The following is a 23,542-nucleotide window of genomic DNA, read 5'->3' as shown; positions in this document are numbered from 1 at the left end:
GTCAACCCGAGTTTTTTGATAGGAATAATAAAACAGGCCCTGAGGCCTGTTTTTATTGTCATTATTTTTTAAACCAATCTTTTGACTCGGGATTCAATTTCCATGATTTCAGTTTCTCAATGTCATCTGAATGAATCGTTCCGTTTTCAAGCGCGACTTCAATCAGCGTGTCATAATCCGTTAACGAGTAATAAGGAAGACCCGCTTTTTTAAAGGCTTCTTTTGCTTTCGGCAGTCCGTATGTAAAAATGGAAATGACACCGAGGACTTCCGCGCCCTCTCTTTGAAGGGCCGCCGCAGCTTCAAGCACGCTGCCCCCGGTAGAAATCAAGTCTTCAATCACGACTGTTTTTTGTCCTTTCTTAATGGCGCCTTCTATTTGATTTCCTTTGCCGTGCGCTTTCGGTTTGCTTCTGACGTAGCACATCGGCGCGCCTGTACGATCTGCGAGAAGCGCAGCATGCGGAATGCCCGCCGTTGCAGTGCCCGCGATCATCTCCGCCTCGGGGAAATGCTCTTTCAGCAGTTTGCCGAGCCCGTCCGCCACATCATTTCTCACTTTTGGATACGACAATGTCAGACGGTTGTCACAATAGATCGGTGATAAAATGCCGCTCGCCCACGTAAACGGCTCATTCGGGCGTAAAAAGACAGCTTCAATGTGTAATAGATGTTTTGCGATAGCCTGTTTCATCGGCGAACGCCCTCCCATTCCAGTTTAATTGCTTCATATGCTTTAACGGGGTTTTCCGCTTTTGTAATTGAGCGGCCCACGACGATGGCTGACGACCCGTTTTCTTTCGCAAATAACGGAGTCGCCGTCCGGACTTGATCGTCAGCTGCGTCACTGGCCGTGCGGATGCCCGGTGTGACTGTCAGAAATGAAGGCCGGACCGCTTCATAAATGGCTTTTGTTTCATGTACCGAACATACCACTCCGTCCAGCCCGCACTCTTCCGCCATTTTGCCGTAATGCACAACCGTTTCTAACAGCGGCTTATGCAGCAGAAGCTCTTCCTTCGCCACCTGCTCTGAAGTGCTGGTCAGCTGAGTCACCGCGATTAAAGACGGTCGTTTTCTGCCTGCCGGCGTGCCTTCTTCAAGCCCCTCTAGGGCCGCGCGCATCATGCGTGCGCCCCCTGCCGCATGCACATTGACGAGATCAACGCCGAGGCCGGCAAGCCGCTTCATCGCTTTATTGACCGTAGTCGGGATATCATGAAGCTTTAAATCTAAAAATATATCACAATTCCGTTCTTTTAATTGGTGAATGATGGCGGGGCCTTCCTGATAAAAAAGTTCCATCCCCGTTTTGACAAAAAGCCTTTCCTTTTCAAACAAGTCTAAAAACGTTAAAGTCTCTTCCCCTGATGCAAAATCAAGCGCGATGATGGGCAGGTTGTTTTTCATGTTTCCAGCTCCTTCCGATGCATTCACTTACAGATTGAAAGCCGTGTTGGCGCAGCACACGGGGGAGCTGTTCTATGATTTCCGGGCAGACGAACGGATTGACGAAGTTCGCCGTGCCGACGGCAACTGCACTCGCTCCCGCAAGAAGAAATTCTAATGCATCCTCTGCGGTCTGAACGCCGCCCATCCCGATAATCGGGATTTGAACGGCCTGGCTGACTTCGTATACCATCCGGATGGCGACCGGTTTGATCGCCGGGCCTGACAGTCCGCCCGTTTTATTTGCTAAGATCGGCCGTCCCGTCTTGAGATCGAGCCTCATCCCGATGAGTGTATTAATCATCGTCAGACCGTCAGCACCGGCCGCTTCAATCGCTTTGGCAATTTCGGCTATGTTTGCGACATTAGGCGAAAGCTTCACATACACAGGCACTGCAGAAACTTCTTTCACCGCTTTTGTCAGTTCGGCCGCCATGACAGGATCAGTGCCAAAAGCAATCCCCCCCGTTTTGACATTCGGACATGAAATGTTAAGCTCAAGCGCATGCACATTCGGCGCTTGGCTGATGTGCTCGGCCACTTCTTTATAGTCGTCCACCTGAGAACCGGCGACATTTGCGATAATCGGCGTGTCAAATTGTTCGAGCCAAGGCAGCTCATGATTGAGCACATGCTCAAGGCCGGGATTTTGCAGTCCGATGGCATTCAGCATTCCCGCGCTTGTCTCCGCCACTCTCGGCGTAGGATTTCCGAAGCGGGCTTCGTTCGTCGTGGCTTTAATCATAATGCCTCCGAGGCATGATAAATCGTAAAATCCGGCATATTCTTTCCCGAAACCGAAACATCCGGAAGCGGGGATGATCGGATTTTTCAATTGGAGACCCGGCAGATTCACTTCTAACATTACAGCGCCACCTCCTCAGCTTTAAATACCGGCCCGTCAAGGCAGACCTTTACATAGGATGTATCGCTTTCACCCGTGCGGCACACGCAGGCGAAGCAGGCCCCGATGCCGCAGCCCATCCGCTCTTCCATCGAAAGGTAAACCTCTTTATGGCCGTACTGCTGCTTCAGAGCTTTCAGCATCGGTGTCGGTCCGCAGCTTAGCAGGACATCGAATTCGAGCTGCTTTTCACGGATGATATCGGTGACAAATCCTTTCTCTCCATATGTTCCGTCAGCCGTCGCCACATAGGTGTCTCCGTACGCACGACATTCCTGTTCGTAAAAAACATCCTTTGCTGATTGAAATCCAAGCACATGAATGACGTTTACGCCTTTTTCCGTCAGGCGCTTTGACAGTTCCTGCAAAGGCGGAACCCCGACTCCGCCTCCGACTAACAGCGCGGTTTTGCCGGGTTCAATCCGCCGGACGGGGAATCCGTTGCCGAGAGGGCCGAGAACGTCTATCCTCCCGCCCTCTTTTTTCTCGGACAAAAGACGCGTTCCCTCACCGTCAGCTCTGTAGATAACGGATACTTCATTCGCGGCGAAATTGACGTCCGCAATGCTGAGCGGTCTTCTTAATAGCGGCGTGACCGCGTCACTCACCTTCAGATGAAGAAATTGACCCGGCTCGGTAAGGTGCCGGACAAGCTCTCCTTTCAGCACCATCTTATAAATCCTGTCGGCAATCTCTAAGTTGGATTGAACAGTCAAATGCGCTTTTTTCATATCGTGACTGCCGCCTTTTGATTGGTTTCGGATGCAGGCATATGATCCGTCCGGAATGTCATGCTTTCCAGTACCCGCAAAATGGCTTCGGCCGTATCTAAAGATGTCAGGCAGGCGACTCCGTTCTCAACGGATTCGCGGCGGATTCTGAAGCCGTCTCTGGCCGGCTGTTTGCCCTTTGTCAGCGTATTGATGACAAATTGCGCTTCGCCGTTTCTGATGACATCGAGCAGATTTTTCCCTTCTTCGCCGATTTTTCCGACGACCTGAGCCGGAATCTGAGCGTCTTTCAAATAAGCCGCCGTTCCTTCCGTTGCCAAGATTTTATAGCCGATGGCGTGGAACCGCTTGGCGATCAGCAGTCCTTCTTCTTTATCTTTATCGGCAACGGTCAACAGCACTGAGCCGTAGTTCGGGATTTGAATGCCAGAAGCAATCAGCGCTTTATAGAGCGCTTTTTCCAGGGTTGAATCTTTGCCCATGACCTCTCCCGTCGACTTCATTTCAGGGCCTAACGTGATATCCACTCTTCTCAGCTTCGCGAATGAGAAGACAGGCGCTTTCACGAATACCCCCTGCTGTTCAGGCTGCAGCCCCTCTTGATAGCCGAAATCAGCAAGCTTTTGACCGAGGATGACCTTTGTCGCCAGGTTCGCCATCGGGATTTTTGTGATTTTGCTTAAGAACGGCACGGTTCTGCTTGACCGCGGATTTACCTCAAGCACATACACCTCACCTTTCGACAGTACGAACTGGATGTTCAGCAACCCGATGATGTTAAGGCCTTTTGCCAAGGCTACAGTGTATTGTTCGATTTTTTTCTTTATGTCTTCGCTTAAAGACTGAGGCGGATATACGGCGATTGAATCCCCTGAATGGACGCCGGCCCGCTCGATATGCTCCATAATTCCCGGAATAACGACTGTTTCGCCGTCAGATACGGCATCGACTTCGATTTCTTTCCCCGTCAGATAACGGTCGATTAACACCGGATGCTGCGGGTTGATTTTGACCGCATTTTTCATATAGTGAAGCAGCTCTTCTTCGTGATAGACGATTTCCATCGCCCGGCCGCCGAGCACATACGAAGGGCGGACAAGTACCGGATAGCCGATGGATGCGGCGATTTTGACAGCTTCGTTCACCGACACGGCGGTTTTTCCAAGAGGCTGCGGCACATTCAGCGCCTCAAGCGCCTGCTCGAACTTATCCCGGTCTTCCGCACGGTCTAAATCTTCAAGTGATGTGCCGAGAATTTTGACGCCGCGGGCGCTCAATTCTTCCGCAAGATTGATCGCCGTCTGCCCGCCGAATTGGACAACAACGCCTTCCGGCTGTTCCAAATCAATGATGTGCATGACATCTTCAACCGTCAGCGGTTCAAAATACAGTTTGTCTGATATGCTGAAATCAGTGGACACCGTCTCAGGATTGTTGTTGATAATAATCGCTTCATAGCCTGCCTGCTTGATCGCCCAGACAGAATGAACGGTCGCATAGTCAAATTCGACGCCCTGTCCGATACGGATCGGCCCGGAACCGAGGACGACGACGCTTTTTCTTGAAGTAACCTCAGACTCGTTCTCTTCCTCATATGTGCTGTAGAAGTACGGGGTTTCTGATTCGAATTCCGCCGCGCATGTATCCACCATTTTATATACAGGCTTGATGTCTGCTTCTTTTCGCATTTGATACAGCTCTTGTTCCGGCATATTCCATTCCCGGCTGATATATTTGTCGGAGAAACCGAGTTCCTTCGCTGTTTGAAGGACGGCGAGGCTGCCTTTTTCCGCTTTCAGCTCTGTTTCAAAAGCGACCAGCTTCCAGAGCTTGTGCAAAAAGAATACGTCAATTGCGGAAAACTCATGAAGCTGCTCCACTGTATAGCCTCTTCTGAACGCTTCAGCAAGATAAAACAGGCGTTCATCCCCGGCTTTTCTGATCCGTTTTTCCAAAAGTCCGTCAGAAATCTCTCCCGCATCCTTCAGTTCCAGGTGATAGACATCGGCTTCCAGTGAGCGGACCGCCTTTAACAGCGATTCTTCAAGGGTGCGTCCGATGGCCATGACCTCTCCGGTGGCTTTCATCTGCGTCCCGAGCCTGCGGTTTGCCGACTCAAATTTGTCGAACGGCCAGCGCGGGATTTTAGAAACGACATAGTCAAGCGCGGGCTCAAAAGCCGCATATGTTTTTCCTGTTACGGGATTCATCATTTCATCAAGAGAAAGCCCGACTGCGATTTTCGCCGCAAGCTTTGCGATCGGGTAACCCGTCGCTTTTGAAGCGAGGGCAGATGAGCGGCTCACCCGCGGATTCACTTCGATAATGTAATATTGGAAGCTGTCGGGATCGAGCGCGAGCTGAACATTACAGCCGCCTTCAATGCCGAGCGCGCGGATCAGCTTTAATGAAACATTGCGCAAAAGCTGATATTCCCGGTCGCTCAAAGTCTGGCTCGGGGCAACGACGATGCTGTCGCCCGTATGGATGCCGACCGGATCGATATTTTCCATGTTGCAAACGACGATCGCGTGATCTCTGCTGTCTCTCATGACTTCATATTCGATCTCTTTGTAACCGGCAATGCTTTTTTCCAGAAGGCACTGATGGACGGGGCTGAGTTTTAATCCGTTTTCGACGATCTCTTTCAGTTCTGCTTCATTCGAGCAGATGCCGCCGCCCGTTCCGCCTAATGTGTAAGCGGGGCGCACGATAACCGGAAACCCGATCCGGCCGACAAATTCCTCGGCTTCCTGTAAAGTGCGGATGATCTCACTTTCCGGCACCGGTTCATTCAGCTCATTCATCAGCGTACGGAATAAGTCGCGGTCTTCCGCCTGCTGGATGGCGGACAGCTTTGTGCCGAGCACTTCCACCCCGCATTCCTCAAGAACCCCGAGTTCAGACAGCTCGACGGCAAGATTCAGTCCGGTCTGTCCTCCCAGAGTCGGCAGGATGGCGTCCGGCCGTTCTTTTCTGATAATACGCGTGAGAAACTCCGGCGTCAGCGGCTCTATGTATACCCGATCAGCCATTTCCGTATCCGTCATAATCGTTGCCGGATTCGAGTTGACGAGAATGACTTCATAGCCTTCTTCCTTTAAAGCGAGACACGCCTGTGTGCCCGCATAATCAAATTCCGCCGCCTGTCCGATAATAATCGGGCCTGATCCGATCACTAAAATCTTTTTAATATCTACGCGTTTTGGCATACCGCTTCCCCTTCTTTCTCAGTTGTTTCGATCAAGTCAATGAATCTGTCAAATAAATGATTGGCGTCTTCCGGCCCCGGTGAAGCTTCAGGGTGGTACTGAACCGTAAATGCCGGCAATGTTTTATGCTTGAGTCCTTCGATCGTTTGGTCATTGATCGCAATGTGCGTCACTTCAAGCTCTGTCTCATCTATTGAAGAAACTGTATATCCGTGGTTTTGGGCGGTTAAAGCGACTTTCCCTGTCGCAAGCTCTTTAACCGGATGATTGGAACCCCTGTGTCCGAATTTCATTTTTTCCGTTTCCGCTCCGGATGCCAGCGCAAATAATTGGTGGCCGAGGCAGATTCCGAATAACGGCACCTTCCCGAGTATGCCTTTTATCATTTCAATGGCTTCCGGCACATCTTTCGGATCTCCGGGTCCGTTAGAAAGCATGATGCCGTCCGGCTTGAGCTGAAGCACTTCTTCCGCCGTTACATTGTACGGCACAACGATGACATCGCATTTTCTTTTGTTTAACTCTCTTAAAATGCCGTGCTTCATACCGAAATCGACGAGTACGATGCGCTTGCCGCGGCCCGGACTCGGATATGCCGTTTTCGCAGATACTTGAGCGACTTGATTTCTCGGCAGTTCCGTTTCTTTCAGCCTTGCAAGAACCTCTCCGACATTCTCCTCGCTTGAAGCAAACGTTCCTTTTAATGCGCCGGCCGTGCGGATCATTCTTGTGAGCTTTCTCGTGTCAATCCCTTGTAAGCCGGGGATATTTTTCATTTTCAAATACTCGTCAAGCGTGTAAGCCGAACGCCAGTTGGAAGGCAGCTCGCACAGTTCTTTTACGATCAGCCCTTTTACAAAAGGAGTGATGGATTCAAAGTCATCTCTGTTAATTCCGTAGTTGCCGATCAGAGGATACGTCAGCGTCACGATCTGCCCGCAGTAAGAAGGGTCTGATAAAATTTCCTGATAACCGGTCATTCCCGTGTTGAATACGACTTCACCCGCTGTATGTTCCAGGCTCCCGAATGCTTCACCCTCAAATACCGCTCCATTTTCCAGCACTAGTCTTCTTTTCATTTGACGAGTCTCCCTTCTTCGTATGCAAGCTTACCGGCTGCCATCGTTGCAACAGGCCAGCCGAAGCACTTCATCTTGTTGAATGGCGTATTTTTTCCTTTAGATAAAAATGTATCTTTGTCAATGGCCGCTTCTTTTTCCAGATCAATCAGGGTGATGTCAGCAGGCGCGCCCGGTGCAAGCGTTCCGTACGGAAGACCGAATGCCTCGCAAGGTTTTACCGTCATGAAATCAACCAGCTGCTTCAGCGTCCACGTCCCGTTTTTCACAAAATGTGTGTACAGAAGCGGAAAGGCTGTTTCTAAACCGACGATACCGAAAGGCGCAAGCTTCATATCCGTGTTTTTCTCTTCTTCCGTATGCGGCGCATGGTCAGTGGCGATGAAATCAATCGTACCGTCTAACAGCCCTTCAATCAGCGCCTCTCTGTCCTCTTTGCTGCGAAGCGGCGGATTCATTTTAAAATTGGTATCAAGTCCCGGGATATCTTCGTCACAAAGCAGCAGGTGGTGCGGCGACACTTCCGCCGTCACGCGGATTCCCGCTTTTTTTGCGTCTCTTACGGCTCTGACGGATTCTTTCGTGCTGATATGACACACATGGTAATGGCAGTCCGCCGCTTCCGCCAGCAGGACGTCACGGGCGATATGTACCGCTTCACAAATGGAAGGTATGCCGTTCAGGCCGTTCGCTTTTGAAAAAGATCCTTCATGCACGCTTCCGCCGTAAATAAGCGAGTTATCCTCACAATGAGCGACAATCGCTTTATTCATTGAAGCCGCCCGTTTCATGGCTTCATACATCATTCCCGACGTCTGAACGCCGACGCCGTCATCGGTGAAGGCGAATGCGCCCGCTTCATGAAGCGCCTCAAAATCTGTCATTTCTTCGCCGGTTTGTCTGATCGTAATTGATGCGTAAGGAAGGACCCTGACAGATGAGGTTTCTTTGATCCGGTTTTGCAGCCATTCCATCTGCTCTTTCGTATCCGGCACCGGCCTTGTATTCGGCATGGCTGCGACTGTGGTAAAGCCGCCCCGCGCCGCGGCTTTAGAGCCCGTCTCAATGGTTTCTTTTTTCTCGCCGCCCGGTTCTCTGAAGTGGACATGAAGGTCTACGAGCCCCGGTGAAACGAACAGTCCCTCAGCGTCGATCACCGTTTCTCCGTCTTTCGCTGTCAGAAGCCCGGTTTCCGTAATGAATTCACCCGTTACCCGGATATCCTGTGCCACTTTTTCTCCCTGTTCATTTAACATCCAGCCGTTTTTAATGAGATAAGACATAAGCCGCTTCTCCCCTTTTCACATTGGTTTGCAGTGCTCTTTTTAAGACTGCCATTCTGATATACACACCATTTTCCATTTGTTTAAAGATTCTTGATTTTCCGCATTCCACTAATGTTGTGTCAATTTCGACTCCTCTGTTCACCGGTGCGGGATGCATGATGATGGCATGCCGCTTCATGCTCTCCGCCCGCTTTGCGGTCAGCCCGTATGCTTCCAGGTAGCCTTTTTGGTCGGCTTCTGTCTGATGCCTTTCATTTTGGATGCGGAGCAGCATGACGACATCTGAAGCTTGTATGGCTTCATCCGTCTGAACACAGGTGCCGAAGGCGTTTTTCTCATCCTGCCATTGCGGCGGACCAGAAAACAGCACACGTGCGCCGAGCCTTGTCAGCACCTCGGCATTCGACCTTGCCACCCTGCTGTGTTTGATATCGCCATGAATGGAAACCGTCAGGCCCTGAAAGGTCTCAAATTCCTCTTGAATCGTCATTAAATCGAGCAATGACTGAGTCGGGTGCTGGCCGCAGCCGTCGCCGGCGTTTAAGATCGGAATATTGACTCTGCCGGTCAGATCTTTGTAATATTCATCCGTGCTGTGCCGGATGACGCAGGCGTCCGCTCCGATTGATTCCAGTGTTTTGACCGTGTCATATAAGGACTCGCCTTTTTGAACGCTTGTGCTCGTATCGTCTAAGCTGAGCACGTTCATTCCGAGTTTCTTTTCCGCCACTTCAAAGCTGAACCGCGTTCTCGTGCTCGGTTCAAAAAACAGATTCGCAACAAATTTTCCCGCGAGATCGGGGCGGACTGTTCCCTCTTTTATCGCTTTTGCCTCACGCAGCAGTTCTGTAATTTCAGCAGTGCTCAGTTCAGACATCGCCGTTAAATGATTCATGTTTTTCTCCTCCGTTTCCGCTTGAAGGCCGTAAAAAACACCCCGGTCTATAGACTCGGGGTGCGGTTAAAGAGAGAAGCAGCGTACAGCTTCTTCCCGTTATAACCCTTCCAAGCCTCTCTGGACTTTCTTTAAAAGGTTTTACATATGATTTTGTTTTTCTGATGCAATCGCGTCTTCTTCATTTGCATGCGGCAGGATAAGGTTCAGGATGACTCCGACGATTGCCGCAAGCGCCATGCCGGATATTTGGAACCCGCCTTTTGATACTTGAATAAAAGCCCCTCCGACGCCGATCACGAGGATGACGGATGTGATAATTAAATTTCTCTTGTTTTCATAATCAATGTTGTTGTCAATCAGCATTCTTAAACCGCTGGAGGCGATAATTCCGAAGAGCAGGAAGGAAACACCTCCCATAACCGCGGACGGAACAGAACTGATCAGCGCTGATACTTTTCCGATAAATCCGAAGCACAGCGCAATCACTCCCGCGCCGCCGATGACAAAGACGCTGAAAACTCTCGTAATTGCCAGGACGCCGATGTTTTCGCCGTATGTTGTCGTCGGCGGGCCGCCGATTAACGAAGCGATAATCGTCGCTACGCTGTCCCCCATTATGGAGCGGTGCAGTCCCGGCTTTTTAATGAAATCCTGTCCGACGACTTTACTCAGCACCATTTGGTGGCCGATATGTTCTGACATCGTCACGAAAGCGACCGGCACCATCGCAGCCGCAATGCCCAATGTCACTGACGGCGTATAGTCTTTGAAAGGGATGATAAATTCAGGAACGGCGAACCACTTTGCATCAATGACCGGCTGAAAATTGACGATACCCTGTGTCAGCGCAAACAGATATCCGCCTATAATGCCGATCAATACCGGAATCAGGCTTAAAAATCCTCGTAAAAAGATGGCGCAGATAATGGTGATTGCCAAAGTGACGCCGGCTACACTGAAATGTTTCAGGCTGTAGACGAGTTCCTTCGCATTCGGATCAGCATACATTGCCATATTGACGGCTGTGCTTGCCAGTCCGAGGCCGATGACGATGATGACCGGCCCGACGACCACCGGGGGCAGCAGCTTCATCAGCCACCCCGTTCCAAGCTGCCTGATGAGAAGTGCGATCAGGCCGTACACAATTCCCGCCAGGAAAGCGCCGACCATGGCAGCCCCCGGCCCTCCCGTCGCCTTCACCAAGATAATCGGTGATATAAAGGCGAATGATGAGCCGAGATAAGCGGGAATCTGGCCTTTTGTCACCAAGAGATAGGCGAGTGTCCCGATTCCGCTTGTGACAAGCGCCACTGCCGGGCTCATTCCGACCAGTTTCGGCACGAGTATGGTTGAGCCGAACATGGCGAATAAATGCTGCAGGCTGAATGACAGCCAGGACAATGGATTGGGGACGTCCCTGACTCCCAGGTTTACTTTTTTCTTACTCATGGCGTTTTCCTCCCGGTTGACTTTCAAATGGTATAAAAAAACCTCTTTGCTTTTTGCGCAAAGAGGCATACAAAACCCGGCCGCGTCGATCCGCCCGGCTTTGTGTTTTAAAATCCTCTTTGCAAACTCTCTGGAATGCATTTAAAAAGGGTGATTATTCATTTTCATAAATGGCGACCATATCAGTCTGATCAACTTCGCTCAGCTGAACCATCACTTTTTCAGCTTTTGAGGTCGGAATGTTTTTCCCGATATAGTCCGCTCTGATCGGCAGTTCCCGGTGCCCTCTGTCGACAAGCACGGCAAGCTGTATCGATGACGGCCGCCCGACATCAACGAGGGCATCCATCGCAGCTCTCACCGTCCGGCCGGTATAAAGCACATCATCAACCACAATGACCTTTTGGTCTGTGATATCGGCCGGAATGTCCGCGCCTTTTACAAGCGGCTCTTCATTGCTCGTTTTTTTCGTGAGATCGTCACGGTAAAGGGTGATATCGATTTCCCCGACGGTGACCGGATTCCCTTCAATCTGTTCGATCCGCTCGGCCAGCCGCTTTGCTAAATAAATGCCTCTTGTTTTAATCCCTACAAGAATGCAGTCATTCATTCCTTTATTCCGTTCGATCATTTCATGGGCTATCCTTGTGAGCGCCCTTCTGATGGCCTGTTCGTCGAGAATAACAGCTTTTTGATTCACTCGTGACACCTCTCCATTCGTATATAAGAAGAAAAAACCCCTCCTGCCAGAGCATAGAGGGGTTCCTTTCCAGGACGAAGACACACGTGTATCTCTTCTGTCCTATCCGTTATCCTTCTCAGCCTCTCTGGACTGTGTTAAAGAATCTATTCAGCTTGTTTTTATTATTTCAGAAAAGAAACTCGCTGTCAATGGCTATTTCTTAAATCTTCAATGAGTTTTTTCATATCTTCAGGAAGGGGCGCTTCAAACTCCATGTATTCGCCCGTCCGGGGATGATCAAAACCTAATATTCCGGCATGAAGCGCCTGACCGTTAAAATCAACGGTTTTTCTCGGTCCGTATTTCGGATCGCCTGCCAAAGGAAACCCGATATATTTCATATGAACACGGATCTGATGCGTTCTTCCGGTCTCAAGACGGCACTCTACGAGCGTGAAATCTTGAAAACGCTCAAGCACGTGGAAATGCGTGACGGCGTTTTTGCTGCTTTCTCTTGTTACGGTCATGCTTTGACGGTCTTTTTTATCTCTTCCGATCGGAGCGTCAATCGTTCCGTCATCATGTGAAATCAACCCGTGGACAACCGCTGTGTACTTTCTGGTCACGGTTTTATTGACAAGCTGATTAACGAGTGATTCATGCGCCATATCGTTTTTAGCGACCATTAACAGACCGGAAGTATCTTTATCAATCCGGTGGACGATTCCCGGGCGCATGACGCCGTTAATGCCGGAAAGGTCGTTGCAGTGAGCCATCAGTCCGTTTACAAGCGTCCCTGTCACATGGCCGGGCGCCGGGTGTACAACCATGCCCCGCGGTTTGTTCACAACCAAGACGTCCTGATCCTCATAGTAAATGTCCAAATCCATCGGCTCTGCAAGCACGTCCAATTCTTCCGGTTCAGGAATGGTGACGTTTACCTGATCGCCGGGCTGCATTTTATAATTCGCTTTTACGGATTTGCCGTTAACAGATACCAGTCCCTCTTTTACCCATTGCTGTACTTGAGTGCGTGACCAGTTTTCTCCCGTTGAAGCCAAAAATTTATCAATCCGTTCGCTCTTTTGTTCAGGCTGAACGGTTATCTCAAATTGATTCATGTTATTGCTCCTTCTTTTTCCCGCTGTCAAACAGCATATGAATAAATAAAAGTATTACACCGACGCACAGTGAGGAGTCCGCGATATTAAAAATCGGATAGTGATAATCCACGATGATGACATGAATAAAATCCACCACTTCCTGGCGCGCCGCCCGGTCAATAAAGTTTCCGGCCGCACCGCCCAGCATTAAGCCGAGAGAAATTCCGAGTAACATCTGCCCTTTTGCATAACGCTGTATGTAATAAACGATTCCGATAATCACGGCGATGGTAATGACGTAGAAAAACCACATTTGGCCGGCTAAAATCCCCCACGCCGCTCCCGTGTTGCGATGAGATGTGATATAAAGCACCTGATTGATGACAGGTATGCTTTGTCCCAATTCCATATGGCTGACGACAAGCCATTTGGTCAATTGGTCGGCAATAATAATAAAAAGAGCGATAAGATAATAAAGCACACACGTTCCTCCAGTATACAGTTACTTTTATCCTTTATGAATTTTATCAGTAAAAGATGCCAGAGTAAAGGCAGATCATAAGCGCATGCAAACAGACGCTGTCACTCATACAGCGCCTGATCATATGCATAATCTCCGGGTTCCCAATATGGAAGGGTTTTCTTTTCAAATTGAGCGGGATAATAAAAATCATCAGCGGTTCTGGCCGTCGGCAACACCGCAAGTTTTTCAATCGGAATGGGGGCGCCTGTTTTTTCACAATAACCGTACGTATTGTTTTCAAACTTAGACAGGGCAAGAAGAACGTCCTGAAGTTCTTCTTTTATATGATAGATCAGAGTTGCTTCTTGGTCGTTCATTGAAGGTTCAACAGATGCTGACATTTGAAAGCAAGAATATTCGAATAATCTTGATTGAAGTTCTTCTTTCATCATGAGAAGCTCCGTGTGGATTGCGGTCAGTTGATCATTCATTCATCACAACTCCTGCTCTTGATGTTATGGCTTTATTGTTGCCCCCAGAGTGCCATTTGAAGCCCATAAGATTTTTCCTGTCGTTCTAATCGATGACATTGCTGGCATGTAAAAAAGCGCCCGGCTGACACCGGGCGCTTTCCCATTTATTATTTTTGATAATATTTTTCAACGATTTCCGCATTGCGCAGTGATAATGTCGGATATTTCGGATTGGCTCCGACATCTTTAGAAATGACGCGGGAACGTTCACACATCTGGCCTTCCGCTTTTTCTACGGTCATTTTTCCTGTTGTGAAACTTTGCGCGTTTTCAGGCGCTTCACTTTCGTCTTTTACTGTCAGTTCTGAGACGATAAACAGCTGCGCGATATTTTCTTTAATGGATGACAAGAGGTCGCGGTTTTCTTTGTTCGGATACAAAGTCAGGCTCGCTTCCAATGATCTTCCGATAATTTTTTCGTTACGGGCTGTTTCCAAAGCTTTCAGCACGTCGTTTCGAAGCTCCATGAAGCGGTCGAATTTTTCTTCTGTCGCTTGACTGTCCGGAACTGCAATGGTTTCCGGCATATCTGTCAGCTGCACGCTTGCTTCTTCAACAAATGATAAGTGAGACCACATTTCATCCGCCGTATGCGGGAGAATCGGCGCCGTCAGCTTCACTAACGCCAGCAGCGTTTCATAAAAGACGGTCTGCATGCTGCGGCGGTCCGGATGATCCGCATGCTCGATGTACACAACATCTTTTGCAAAATCAAGATAGAAGGAGCTGAGCTCGATCGTACAGAAATTGTGAATGCTGTGATAAACAACCGCAAATTCATATTCATCGTACGCTTTTTTCACCTTATCAATCAGCTTATTCAGCTTGACCAGCATATATTGATCCACTTCGCGGAGATCTTTTACATCCACGGCATTGACGCTTGGATTGAAATCGAACAGGTTGCCGTGAAGGAAGCGGAACGTGTTGCGGACTTTCCGGTATACTTCCGCAACCTGCTTCAGAATGGCGTCAGACACGCGAACGTCCGCCTGATAATCCACTGACGATACCCATAATCTTAAGATGTCGGCACCAAGCTGTTTCATGACTTTAGCCGGAACAACAACGTTACCGATTGATTTACTCATCTTGCGTCCTTCTCCATCCAGTGCGAACCCATGGCTGAGCACACCTTTATACGGCGCTTTTCCTGTTACGGCTACTGCTGTAGAAAGAGAAGAGTTAAACCAGCCGCGATATTGGTCAGATCCCTCTAGGTATAAATCAGCCGGGCGAACGAGGTCATCACGTTCTTCAAGCACTGCTTGATGTGAAGAGCCTGAATCAAACCAAACATCCATGATATCCTGTTCTTTTGTAAATGTGCCGTTCGGGCTGCCAGGATGCGTAAAGCCTTCCGGAAGAAGATCCTTTGCTTCTTTTTCAAACCAAATGTTTGATCCGTGCTGTCTGAACAATTCAGAAACATGTTCAATGGTTTCATCTGTAATAATCGGTTCTCCGTTTTCAGCGTAAAATACCGGAATCGGCACACCCCACGCACGCTGTCTGGAAATACACCAGTCTCCGCGGTCCCGAACCATGTTGTGCAAACGCTGCTCACCCCATTCAGGAACCCATTTGGTTTCTTTAATGGCATCCAGCAGGTCTGATCTGAAATCTTTAATAGACGCAAACCATTGCGCTGTCGCTCTGAAAATGGTTGGTTTTTTTGTTCTCCAATCATGCGGATAAGAGTGAGTAATGAATTCAAGCTTCACAAGTGCGCCTTTTTCATCGAGCTGCTGTGTGATCGCTTTGTTTGCATCATCATAGAACATGCCTTCAAACCCAGGAGCTTCGCTAGTCATTACACCTTTTTCATCGACCGGGCAAAGCACATCTAAACCGTATTTTTGGCCAATGATAAAGTCATCTTCCCCATGTCCTGGCGCTGTATGAACACAGCCTGTTCCGGCATCAGTTGTTACGTGTTCACCAAGCATAACGAGAGAGTCTCTGCCATATAGCGGGTGTTCAGCGATAATGTTCTCAAGGTCTTTTCCTTTGACCGTTCTTGTCACTTCATACTGATCAAATCCGCATGCTGATGCAACATTTTCGACTAAGGCACTTGCTACGACAAAGCGGTCTTCACCTACTGCAATCAAGCTGTACTCAAGATCAGGGTGCACTGAGATTCCGAGGTTCGCCGGAATTGTCCAAGGCGTTGTTGTCCAAATGATGATGCGCTCGCCGTTTTCAAGAACGCCTTTTCCGTCTTTTACACCAAAAGCGACGTAAATAGATGCTGAACGTTTGTCTTGATATTCGATCTCGGCTTCAGCCAGAGCAGACTCACTTGAAGGTGACCAGTTAACCGGTTTAAGGCCTTTGTAAATGTAGCCTCGTTTTGCCATTTCACCAAATACGCGGATTTGCTGCGCTTCGTATTCCGGTTTTAATGTCACGTATGGGTTTTCCCAGTCACCGCGGACACCAAGACGTTTGAATTGCTCACGCTGTCCCTCGATTTGCTTCCAAGCGTACTCTTCGCATAGTTTGCGGAATTCCGCTACTGACATTTCTTTGCGGTTGACCTTTTTGTTTTTCGTCAGCGCCGTTTCAATCGGCAGTCCGTGCGTATCCCAGCCCGGCACGTACGGTGCGTTGTAGCCGCTCATTGATTTATAGCGGACGATGAAGTCTTTCAGGATTTTGTTCAGGGCATGGCCCATGTGGATGTCTCCGTTTGCATAAGGAGGTCCGTCATGCAGCACGAATTTCGGGCGGTCTTTCGTCCGTTCTTGAACAAGACGGTAAATGTCCTGCTCCTCCCAGTCTTTTTGCATGTCCGGCTCACGATTCGGCAGATTTCCGCGCATCGGAAAATCTGTTTTCGGCATTAACAGCGTATCTTTGTAATCCATTTTCATTCCTCCACAACATTTTTCAGAAAATAAAAAAAGCCCTCTCATCCCATAAGGGACGAGAAAGCTTATCTCGCGGTACCACCCTTTTAGAAAAAACGGATCATCCGTCTTTTCCTCTCGAACATCGTAACGTGATGGAACGTCCTATCCTACTCTCGGTTCAGAAAGGAAACTAAAGGGCTGATCTGCATGATTCCGGCCATCCCGGGCTTTCACCTTCCCCGGGTCGCTTTATAGCCTGTTTTGAGTCATGCCGGTCCCTTTCAATCGTCTTTTCATCTGAATTTATGAACGTATTATATTCGAACGGGCCGGAGAATGTCAAGAAAATCAGAAAATTATTCTTTTTCCTCAAAAACCGCGTCGACTTCATATTCCAGCAGATGATCCCAATCATCGTTCTTCAGCAGGTCGAGCTGCGCCTCAATCAGCATTTGGAAACGTGTTCTGAAGACTTTAGACTGTTTTTTCAGCTCTTCAATTTCCATTGCGATTTTTCTTGATTTGGAAAGCGACTCATTGATGATGCGATCAGCATTTTTTTCTGCTTCACGGACGATCAGCTTCGCTTCTTTCTGCGAGTTGCGCTTTACGTCTTCTGCGGCTTCCTGGGCTACGAGAATTGATTTATTCAGCGTTTCTTCGATATTGGCAAAGTGGCCGATTTTTTCGTCCAGCTCGTTCACTTTCGCCTCAAGCTCCGTTTTTTTACGGAGTGCGATTTCGTAATCTTTTCTGACCTGCATTAAAAATTCATTTACTTCATCTTCATCATATCCGCGAAAACCTTTTGTAAACGTTTTGTTATGGATATCATTCGGCGTTAATGGCATATTGCCACCTCCATTTTTACATTTCAGTACGGTTATCTAGTTCACATTATAAAACAAATACGGCACAGATGGAGAAAAAAACTGAAAAAACGACTTATTTTTGCCGTTCAAATGTAACTTTCCATTTGTCTTTTTTCGTTTTTCCGTCAACTTTTGCCAAACTGCATCGTCCGAAGCCGCGAATCGAGAGCATGTCCCCTTCAGCAACCTGAAAAGACGGATCTTCAATGGCTTTCCAATTCACCTTAACGAGGCCGTTTTTCACAAGCGCCTGCGCTTTCTGACGGGATTGCCTGCTCATTGAAGCGCAGACGGCGTCGAGACGCAATGAAGAAACCGTGTCATCCCTTATTTCGACATCTGAAGCGGGAATGTGAAGAGCGGAAAGCTCGATTTTCTCAAGCTTTACCGGCGCTTTGCCCGCTTTGGTCAGCTGAGTGCTGACAAAATCGGCGATTTCACCGGAGACGATGAGCTGCACGGCTTCCTCTGAGAAAATCAGATCGCCGTATTTCTGCCGCTTTAAGCCGATCCCCATTAATGATCCGAGAAGAGAGCGGTGGTCAATGCTGACGAATTTTTCAGCGTATTGAACGTCAAAAGCCCGAAGCTCAAAATCATCCTGTTCAGGTTCCATATATTCAGGGTATAAAATCGCGCGTTTGCGCTCAGCTCTGTCATATCCTCCGAAAAACGCAAGACCGCAGGCGTCGCCGATAACGGCTTTTACAATCACCTGTTCTCTGGGATCTAAGAAATCAGTCAGCTTCATCCGATACTGGTCCAGGACAATCTGTTTCCATTCAAGCGCCTGATCAATAAAAGGCCGCTCGTCTTGTCTGAAGTGCTGGTAAATATCGCTCATGTTCTTTCCTTTCTATGTAAAGAGGCTTGGCTGGTGCCAAGCCCGTATCAAACTGTCGCATTCAAGTATACATTGCGATCATGCGGTATAGGCCCCAAAGTCCCGTCGTGGCAAACCGAAGCACGATAATCGCTACAATCGGGGATATATCCAGCATGGCAATGGGCGGAATGATCCTTCTGAACGGCTCTAAATACGGTTCGCAAATCGCTGCGAGAAACCGTCCGACCGCCGTTTCTCTCGTACTCGGCACCCATGACATAAAGATATAGATGATCAGGGCAAACGAGTAGATGTAAATTAAATAACTCAGAACGGAAAAAATTTGATAAAGAATCATCCTGCTTTACCACCTCTGATGTTCGTCTTCATTTATAAGCTCCGAAATCGTGCCGGAAACGTCGACATTATCAGGCGTGCACAGAAAAATATCTGAACCGATTCTCTGAATGTCGCCGCCGATGGCGTAGACGGTACCGCTTAAAAAGTCGACGATTCTTTTCGCCTGATCATGCTGGATGCGCTGCAGATTGACGACAACCGCCCGCCTGTTCTTTAAATGATCGGCGATTTCCTGTGCTTCCGCATATACACGCGGTTCACTCAACACCACTTTAGAGGATTTCTGAACACTTTGCAAGCTTACTACGTTCTGCTTGCCCTGCGGCTTCTGAGCGTAAGCAGGCTGTTTATCTTTCTGCTGTTCATGCTCTTCCGGATGATCCTGCTCCGTTTCAATGTATTCGTACTCGTACTCCTCCTCATCCATTGAGAAAAAGTTTTTCAGTTTATTTTTCATGCTCATTTGTTTACACCCCCCGGTTCATTTCCGACTAATGAAGAGCCGATTCTGATAAAAGTTGCGCCCTCTTCAACAGCGATTTCATAATCATTTGACATGCCCATTGACAGTTCCCGGCACGGTGCGTTTGTCTGATTCAGTTTTTGCACCTGATCCCTCAGATCACGCAATTGCCGGAAGCAGGCTCTGATCGTTTCTGTATCGTCTGTCAGGGGAGCCATCGTCATCAGGCCCTCTACAGAAATGTTTCTAAACTCAGAAAGCTCTCTGATAAAGGGGATGACCTCCTCTGTTTTCAAACCGTGCTTTGACGGCTCAAGCGAAGTATTCACCTGCACAAAACAGCGAACCGCATGCTGCGCCCGTTTTTCAATCTCTTTTGCCAATGACAGTCTGTCTAAGGAATGGATATAAGATACACGGTCAACGACGGCCTTCACCTTTCTGGACTGAAGACTGCCGATAAAGTGCCACTCCGGGCTGCCTTTGATGACTTCCTGCTTATGGATAAGCTCGGCATCCCGGTTTTCTCCCAGACTTGTAATACCGGCATCAACGGCCTCTTGAGCCCTTTCGGCTGATACGTATTTTGTAACCGCGATGACGGTAACATCTTCGGGGCTTCGGCCCGATCTGTTACATGCTTCGTTTATTCTTTCGTTTATATGTCGTAATTGATCAGCAACACGCAAGATCTTACGCCTCCTTCATTCCGATAAAGGACATCATGCGTCCCGTTTTCCCTTTGTCGCGGCGGTGTGAAAAGAATAGTTCACGCTCTCGTTCAGTGCATAAACCGCTGACTGAAATGTTTTCTTCCGGAATGCCGCAATGTATCAGAAGAAGACGGTTGACCTCTTTTAAATCAAGCTGATACTGGCCTTTTTCCGTTTCGCATATGGCGGATTCAGCCGTAAAAGGCAGCGCCCGCACTTCATTGATGACGCGGTCGTCGACTGTATAGCTTCCCGCGCTGATGGACGGACCGATGACAGCCTGAATATCTGTTAAACGGGAGCCTTCTTCGTTTACCCAGCGTTCCGTCATGATGCGTCCGATTTGTTTGACCGTCCCCTTCCATCCGGCATGGGCAGCGCCGATAATGGATTGCACCGGGTCATAAAAATACAAGGGCACACAGTCCGCAAAACAAAGGGCCAAAAAAAGATTCGCATCTTTCGTGTAGAGCCCGTCCGTCCCGCGGAATGCGGAAGAATAGTCTCTCGCTCCTTTTCCTTTATCCCCGGCTGTCACGCGCCGGACGCGGTTTTCATGTGTCTGGTCGGCGAACACCCAGGAATCCAGATCAGTACCGCATAAGGACGCTATGACTTCACGGTTTGTCACAACATCATGAGCCTCGTCCCGGACGTGCAATCCGGTATTTAATGACTCATACGGAGGATTGCTGACCCCGCCGTTTTTCGTCGTGAATCCGGCGATGACCTTTGTGTTAAGCTGATTCACACAGTTCCAGTCTTCTATCATGAGTGCCGAGGGGGTGGTAAGACTAAACGGGTGATATGTATTCATGGAGATCCAACCTTTCGACAAACATTAAAAAAGCGTAATTTCCCACTCATTTTAACACAATTTTAAGCATACGTTTAGCGGCTGATTGAAAAATGAGATAAATAAATGTGCCGGAAACATTGAGATTTCCGGCTTTTTACAAGTGAAGGGAGGATTACGCTCCCCCCTTTGGTTCGTTTACACGCACTAAGATGACATCTTCCCCAATTTTAACTATATTTCGCCAAGGAATGATCATTTCCTCTTCTTTTCCGAAAAAACCGAGAACTTTTCCGCTTCCGCCTAAAATAATCGCCTGAATTTTTCCCGTTGTCACGTTAATATCAATATCACCGATGCTTCCGAGTTTTTTTCCGTTCGACACGTTTACCACATCTTTTATTTGAAATTCAGATATGCTGATCATCCGTATCACGCCCTTTGCCCGTTCTTTTTCCTATTATATGAACGGCCGGGCTGAACCTTGTCACATCGGGCAATCTTTTTTGCGGCTGCACCAGCCGAGGATAAATCTCAGCATGATTTTCGTATAGTCCATAAGCTCATCAACGGACACTTCCTCGTTTACGGAGTGGGCGTTTTTTAAATCGCCGGGGCCGTATATGACGCTCGGAATCCCGGCATGATAAAGCCACCCTCCGTCTGTTACGGTTTGGGAAACATCAATGACGGGCTCCTGTTTTTTGACGGCTGAGTGTGATGCAGCCAAGACAGAAACTGCCGGATGGTCCGGGTCGATTTCCAGCGCCGGGAACACCTCTCCTCTGTCTTCAATCATCGAAGATCCGCCCCATTTGAACACCGGCCTGTTTTCTTTGAGCCACAGATCACTGTCAGCGACACGATTAACATAGTCTTCGATTTCTGCGGCTGCTTGTTCGTGCGTTTCGTTCGGATAAAAGTGGACGGTGATCCATAAACGGCATTCATCGGCGACAAACGCTGCGTGTCTTCCGCCTTCAATGACGGCGGGGTTGATCGTATTGGTGCCGGGCGCAAAGCCGGGATAGCTTTTCGTTACCGCCCAGTGGCGCTCCAGCTCTCCCAAGGCAGCAATGATTTTCGCCATTTTTTCGATGGCGCTCGCTCCGAATGTGCCTCCGCCTGCATGAATCATATTGCGCCTCATGCCGTCATGAAATGTTTGTTTGCTTTTCAATTCTATCCAGCCGGTGATGACACCGCCCTGCCCTTGAATATGCAGGCTGCTCGTATCCGCGACAACCGCAAAATCCGCGTGATAGCCGTGTTTGCAGCATTCCAGCGTCCCCGCCTCACCGACTTCTTCTCCGATTACAGACTGTACAATGAGGTCGCCCGGAAGCTTAATGCCGGCATCATGGATCAGCTTCAGAGAGAAAAGAACACACGCCAATCCCCCTTTCATATCAGCGGCGCCCCTTCCGATCAGCATGCCGTCTTTTACGAGCGGCTGAAAAGGATCAGAGTGCCAGTCTTCGCCCCCGGCTTCTGCCACATCAATGTGTCCGTTTAAAATCAGGCTTTGATGCCTGCTTGAATCTGTCCCTTTTAAAACACCGACTACATTCGGGTCTTCCGGATACACATCCCACATATCGACCGAGCAGCCCGTTTCTTTTAAAAAGCCGGCCACCCACTTTTGGGCTTCTGCCGTATTTCTTGCTGGCGGGGCCGGAGTGGGAAAGGCTATCAATCTTTCAGCAATATGTATTAAGTCGTGCCGCCGTTTCTCCGCCTGGTGTAACAGCATATCAATCTGATGCATTGGAAATCTCCCCTTTGGCTGTATCAAAAAACCCGTTCATTCATGAAATGAAACGGGTAAAAAACGGATCTTCCTCCGCTTTTTCACCGCTTCCCTCCGCCGGCATGATCCGGATCAGGTCCGTTAAGGGTTGAGACAACGTCTCTCTCAGCCGCGTGGCAGCACCCCCAGGGTGAATATATGTTATTTTACGGATGATGCCTCTTTTGCACGTGTTAAAAACGGGCGGCCATTGTTCCATAAGACATTGACAGGCATATCGAAAAACGCTGTAAGCCGCTCGTCAGAAAGCATGTCCCTGATTTTCCCGGAGGCGAACACCTCGCCCTGTTTTAAAAGAAGCGCCTGATCAAATACCGGCAGAATTTCTTCAGCGTGATGGGTGACATAAAGGATGGACGGCGCATTTTCTTTTTCGGCGATCGACGTAATCGTGTCCAGCAGCTGCTCCCTTGCCATAAAATCAAGACCCGTCACGGGTTCGTCCAAAATCAGCAGTTCCGGATCAGCCATAAGCGCCCGCGCAATCAGCGCTCTTTGTCTTTCCCCTTGTGATAATGTTTCATACCGTCTGTCGGCGTAACCGATGGCGCCCAAATCCTTCAGAAGACCGATCGCTTTTTCCCTTACTTGCTCACTCGGAGTTTCGTACAGCCCGATTGAGGCGTACGCGCCGCTGAGGGCGATTTCAAAAGCGGAGTCCGCGGCATATAATTTGTGCTGAAGACCTGCCGAAACAAGGCCGATTTTCCTTCTGAGCCTGTCACCGAGCTCTGTTTTGCCGAATTGATGGCCGAGCACCTGCATCTCTCCTGAAGTGGGGAAGTAATAAGAGCATAACATATTCAGCAAAGCCGTTTTCCCGGCTCCGTTTAATCCGTACAGCACCCAATTTTCGTTTTTCTCGACGCGCCAGTTGATATCTTTCAAAATCCATTTCCCGTTTCTTTTTAATGACACACTGTCCAGCTGTAAAATCATTGCAGTTTCCCCCGTTTACTTTATTTAAATTTTCTAAAAACTTTTACACATTAGAATACATCACTTCTTTGCAAACGTAAACCATCGCATGAAAAAAGCCTTTAAACAAGGTTTAA

The 23,542-nt window shown here is 48.8% G+C and carries 23 protein-coding genes and 1 riboswitch; all 23 genes read right to left on the bottom strand.

Going from position 1 to position 23,542, the window contains the following annotated elements; translation table 11 throughout:
* Window positions 1-61: 61 nt before the first annotated feature.
* The 23 genes from pyrE to RUW00_RS01715 all read right to left on the bottom strand — a co-directional run bounded on the left by pyrE (window position 62) and on the right by RUW00_RS01715 (window position 23,426).
* Window positions 62-694, bottom strand: a complete 633-nt coding sequence (gene pyrE, locus RUW00_RS01825; RefSeq protein ID WP_303621157.1) for an orotate phosphoribosyltransferase — start codon at window positions 692-694, stop codon at window positions 62-64.
* Window positions 691-1,410 carry an orotidine-5'-phosphate decarboxylase gene (pyrF, locus tag RUW00_RS01820; RefSeq protein WP_095271928.1) on the bottom strand — a complete coding sequence of 240 codons (720 nt, stop codon included), beginning with the start codon at window positions 1,408-1,410 and terminating at the stop codon, window positions 691-693. Before pyrF ends, pyrE begins: the two co-directional genes overlap by 4 nt.
* Window positions 1,379-2,314: a dihydroorotate dehydrogenase gene (locus RUW00_RS01815; RefSeq protein ID WP_017417749.1), complete on the bottom strand. Its 936-nt coding sequence runs from the start codon at window positions 2,312-2,314 to the stop codon at window positions 1,379-1,381. Before RUW00_RS01815 ends, pyrF begins: the two co-directional genes overlap by 32 nt.
* Window positions 2,314-3,084: a dihydroorotate dehydrogenase electron transfer subunit gene (locus RUW00_RS01810; RefSeq protein ID WP_063636628.1), complete on the bottom strand. Its 771-nt coding sequence runs from the start codon at window positions 3,082-3,084 to the stop codon at window positions 2,314-2,316. The genes RUW00_RS01815 and RUW00_RS01810 overlap by 1 nt, the downstream gene beginning before the upstream one ends.
* Window positions 3,081-6,296, bottom strand: coding sequence for a carbamoyl-phosphate synthase (glutamine-hydrolyzing) large subunit (carB, locus tag RUW00_RS01805; RefSeq protein WP_095271923.1), 3,216 nt, complete (start codon window positions 6,294-6,296; stop codon window positions 3,081-3,083). The genes RUW00_RS01810 and carB overlap by 4 nt, the downstream gene beginning before the upstream one ends.
* Entirely contained in the window at window positions 6,281-7,375 is a 1,095-nt protein-coding gene (locus tag RUW00_RS01800; RefSeq protein WP_007409730.1) for a carbamoyl phosphate synthase small subunit, read from the bottom strand. The genes carB and RUW00_RS01800 overlap by 16 nt, the downstream gene beginning before the upstream one ends.
* Window positions 7,372-8,658: a dihydroorotase gene (locus tag RUW00_RS01795; protein WP_095271918.1), complete on the bottom strand. Its 1,287-nt coding sequence runs from the start codon at window positions 8,656-8,658 to the stop codon at window positions 7,372-7,374. The genes RUW00_RS01800 and RUW00_RS01795 overlap by 4 nt, the downstream gene beginning before the upstream one ends.
* Entirely contained in the window at window positions 8,642-9,556 is a 915-nt protein-coding gene (locus tag RUW00_RS01790) for an aspartate carbamoyltransferase catalytic subunit (protein ID WP_014417729.1), read from the bottom strand. Before RUW00_RS01790 ends, RUW00_RS01795 begins: the two co-directional genes overlap by 17 nt.
* 141 nt (window positions 9,557-9,697) lie before the next feature.
* Window positions 9,698-11,008 (bottom strand): uracil permease PyrP, encoded by a 1,311-nt coding sequence (gene pyrP / locus RUW00_RS01785; protein ID WP_007409727.1) that lies wholly within the window; start codon window positions 11,006-11,008, stop codon window positions 9,698-9,700.
* Window positions 11,009-11,162: 154 nt separating this feature from the next.
* Window positions 11,163-11,708, bottom strand: a complete 546-nt coding sequence (gene pyrR, locus RUW00_RS01780; protein ID WP_003154392.1) for a bifunctional pyrimidine operon transcriptional regulator/uracil phosphoribosyltransferase — start codon at window positions 11,706-11,708, stop codon at window positions 11,163-11,165.
* Window positions 11,709-11,896: 188 nt separating this feature from the next.
* On the bottom strand, window positions 11,897-12,811 hold the full coding sequence (locus RUW00_RS01775) for an RluA family pseudouridine synthase (RefSeq protein ID WP_280145084.1): 915 nt from the start codon (window positions 12,809-12,811) through the stop codon (window positions 11,897-11,899).
* A gap of 1 nt (window position 12,812) precedes the next feature.
* Complete coding sequence (gene lspA / locus RUW00_RS01770; protein ID WP_014417726.1) at window positions 12,813-13,274, bottom strand: signal peptidase II; 462 nt, start codon at window positions 13,272-13,274, stop codon at window positions 12,813-12,815.
* 101 nt (window positions 13,275-13,375) lie between these two features.
* Entirely contained in the window at window positions 13,376-13,747 is a 372-nt protein-coding gene (locus tag RUW00_RS01765) for a TraR/DksA family transcriptional regulator (protein WP_003154399.1), read from the bottom strand.
* 149 nt (window positions 13,748-13,896) lie between these two features.
* The gene (gene ileS / locus RUW00_RS01760) at window positions 13,897-16,662 is read right to left on the bottom strand and encodes an isoleucine--tRNA ligase (protein ID WP_280145083.1); all 2,766 of its coding nucleotides are present in this window, start codon (window positions 16,660-16,662) and stop codon (window positions 13,897-13,899) included.
* A gap of 341 nt (window positions 16,663-17,003) precedes the next feature.
* Window positions 17,004-17,498 (bottom strand): septum site-determining protein DivIVA, encoded by a 495-nt coding sequence (divIVA, locus tag RUW00_RS01755; protein WP_003154406.1) that lies wholly within the window; start codon window positions 17,496-17,498, stop codon window positions 17,004-17,006.
* 94 nt (window positions 17,499-17,592) lie between these two features.
* Window positions 17,593-18,363, bottom strand: a complete 771-nt coding sequence (locus RUW00_RS01750; RefSeq protein WP_025649480.1) for a YlmH family RNA-binding protein — start codon at window positions 18,361-18,363, stop codon at window positions 17,593-17,595.
* A gap of 61 nt (window positions 18,364-18,424) precedes the next feature.
* A complete protein-coding gene (locus RUW00_RS01745) occupies window positions 18,425-18,703 on the bottom strand; it encodes a YggT family protein (RefSeq protein ID WP_003154408.1) in 279 nt (92 codons plus the stop codon).
* Window positions 18,704-18,709: 6 nt separating this feature from the next.
* On the bottom strand, window positions 18,710-19,168 hold the full coding sequence (sepF, locus tag RUW00_RS01740) for a cell division protein SepF (protein WP_007409719.1): 459 nt from the start codon (window positions 19,166-19,168) through the stop codon (window positions 18,710-18,712).
* Window positions 19,165-19,857, bottom strand: coding sequence for a YggS family pyridoxal phosphate-dependent enzyme (locus tag RUW00_RS01735; RefSeq protein ID WP_012117511.1), 693 nt, complete (start codon window positions 19,855-19,857; stop codon window positions 19,165-19,167). Before RUW00_RS01735 ends, sepF begins: the two co-directional genes overlap by 4 nt.
* 4 nt (window positions 19,858-19,861) lie before the next feature.
* Complete coding sequence (gene pgeF / locus RUW00_RS01730) at window positions 19,862-20,698, bottom strand: peptidoglycan editing factor PgeF (protein WP_255247554.1); 837 nt, start codon at window positions 20,696-20,698, stop codon at window positions 19,862-19,864.
* A gap of 154 nt (window positions 20,699-20,852) precedes the next feature.
* Window positions 20,853-21,104 carry a YlmC/YmxH family sporulation protein gene (locus RUW00_RS01725; protein WP_003154415.1) on the bottom strand — a complete coding sequence of 84 codons (252 nt, stop codon included), beginning with the start codon at window positions 21,102-21,104 and terminating at the stop codon, window positions 20,853-20,855.
* A gap of 60 nt (window positions 21,105-21,164) precedes the next feature.
* Window positions 21,165-22,445, bottom strand: coding sequence for an acetylornithine deacetylase (locus RUW00_RS01720; RefSeq protein WP_095271906.1), 1,281 nt, complete (start codon window positions 22,443-22,445; stop codon window positions 21,165-21,167).
* Between the two features lie 74 nt (window positions 22,446-22,519).
* Window positions 22,520-22,624, bottom strand: a riboswitch (TPP riboswitch).
* Between the two features lie 4 nt (window positions 22,625-22,628).
* The gene (locus tag RUW00_RS01715) at window positions 22,629-23,426 is read right to left on the bottom strand and encodes an ABC transporter ATP-binding protein (RefSeq protein WP_007611292.1); all 798 of its coding nucleotides are present in this window, start codon (window positions 23,424-23,426) and stop codon (window positions 22,629-22,631) included.
* Window positions 23,427-23,542: the final 116 nt, after the last annotated feature.

The organism is Bacillus sp. IS1, assembly GCF_032461585.1.
GTDB lineage: Bacteria > Bacillota > Bacilli > Bacillales > Bacillaceae > Bacillus > Bacillus velezensis.
Note: the sequence above shows the minus strand (reverse complement) of the source record. Positions and strands in the feature narration are given on the sequence as shown.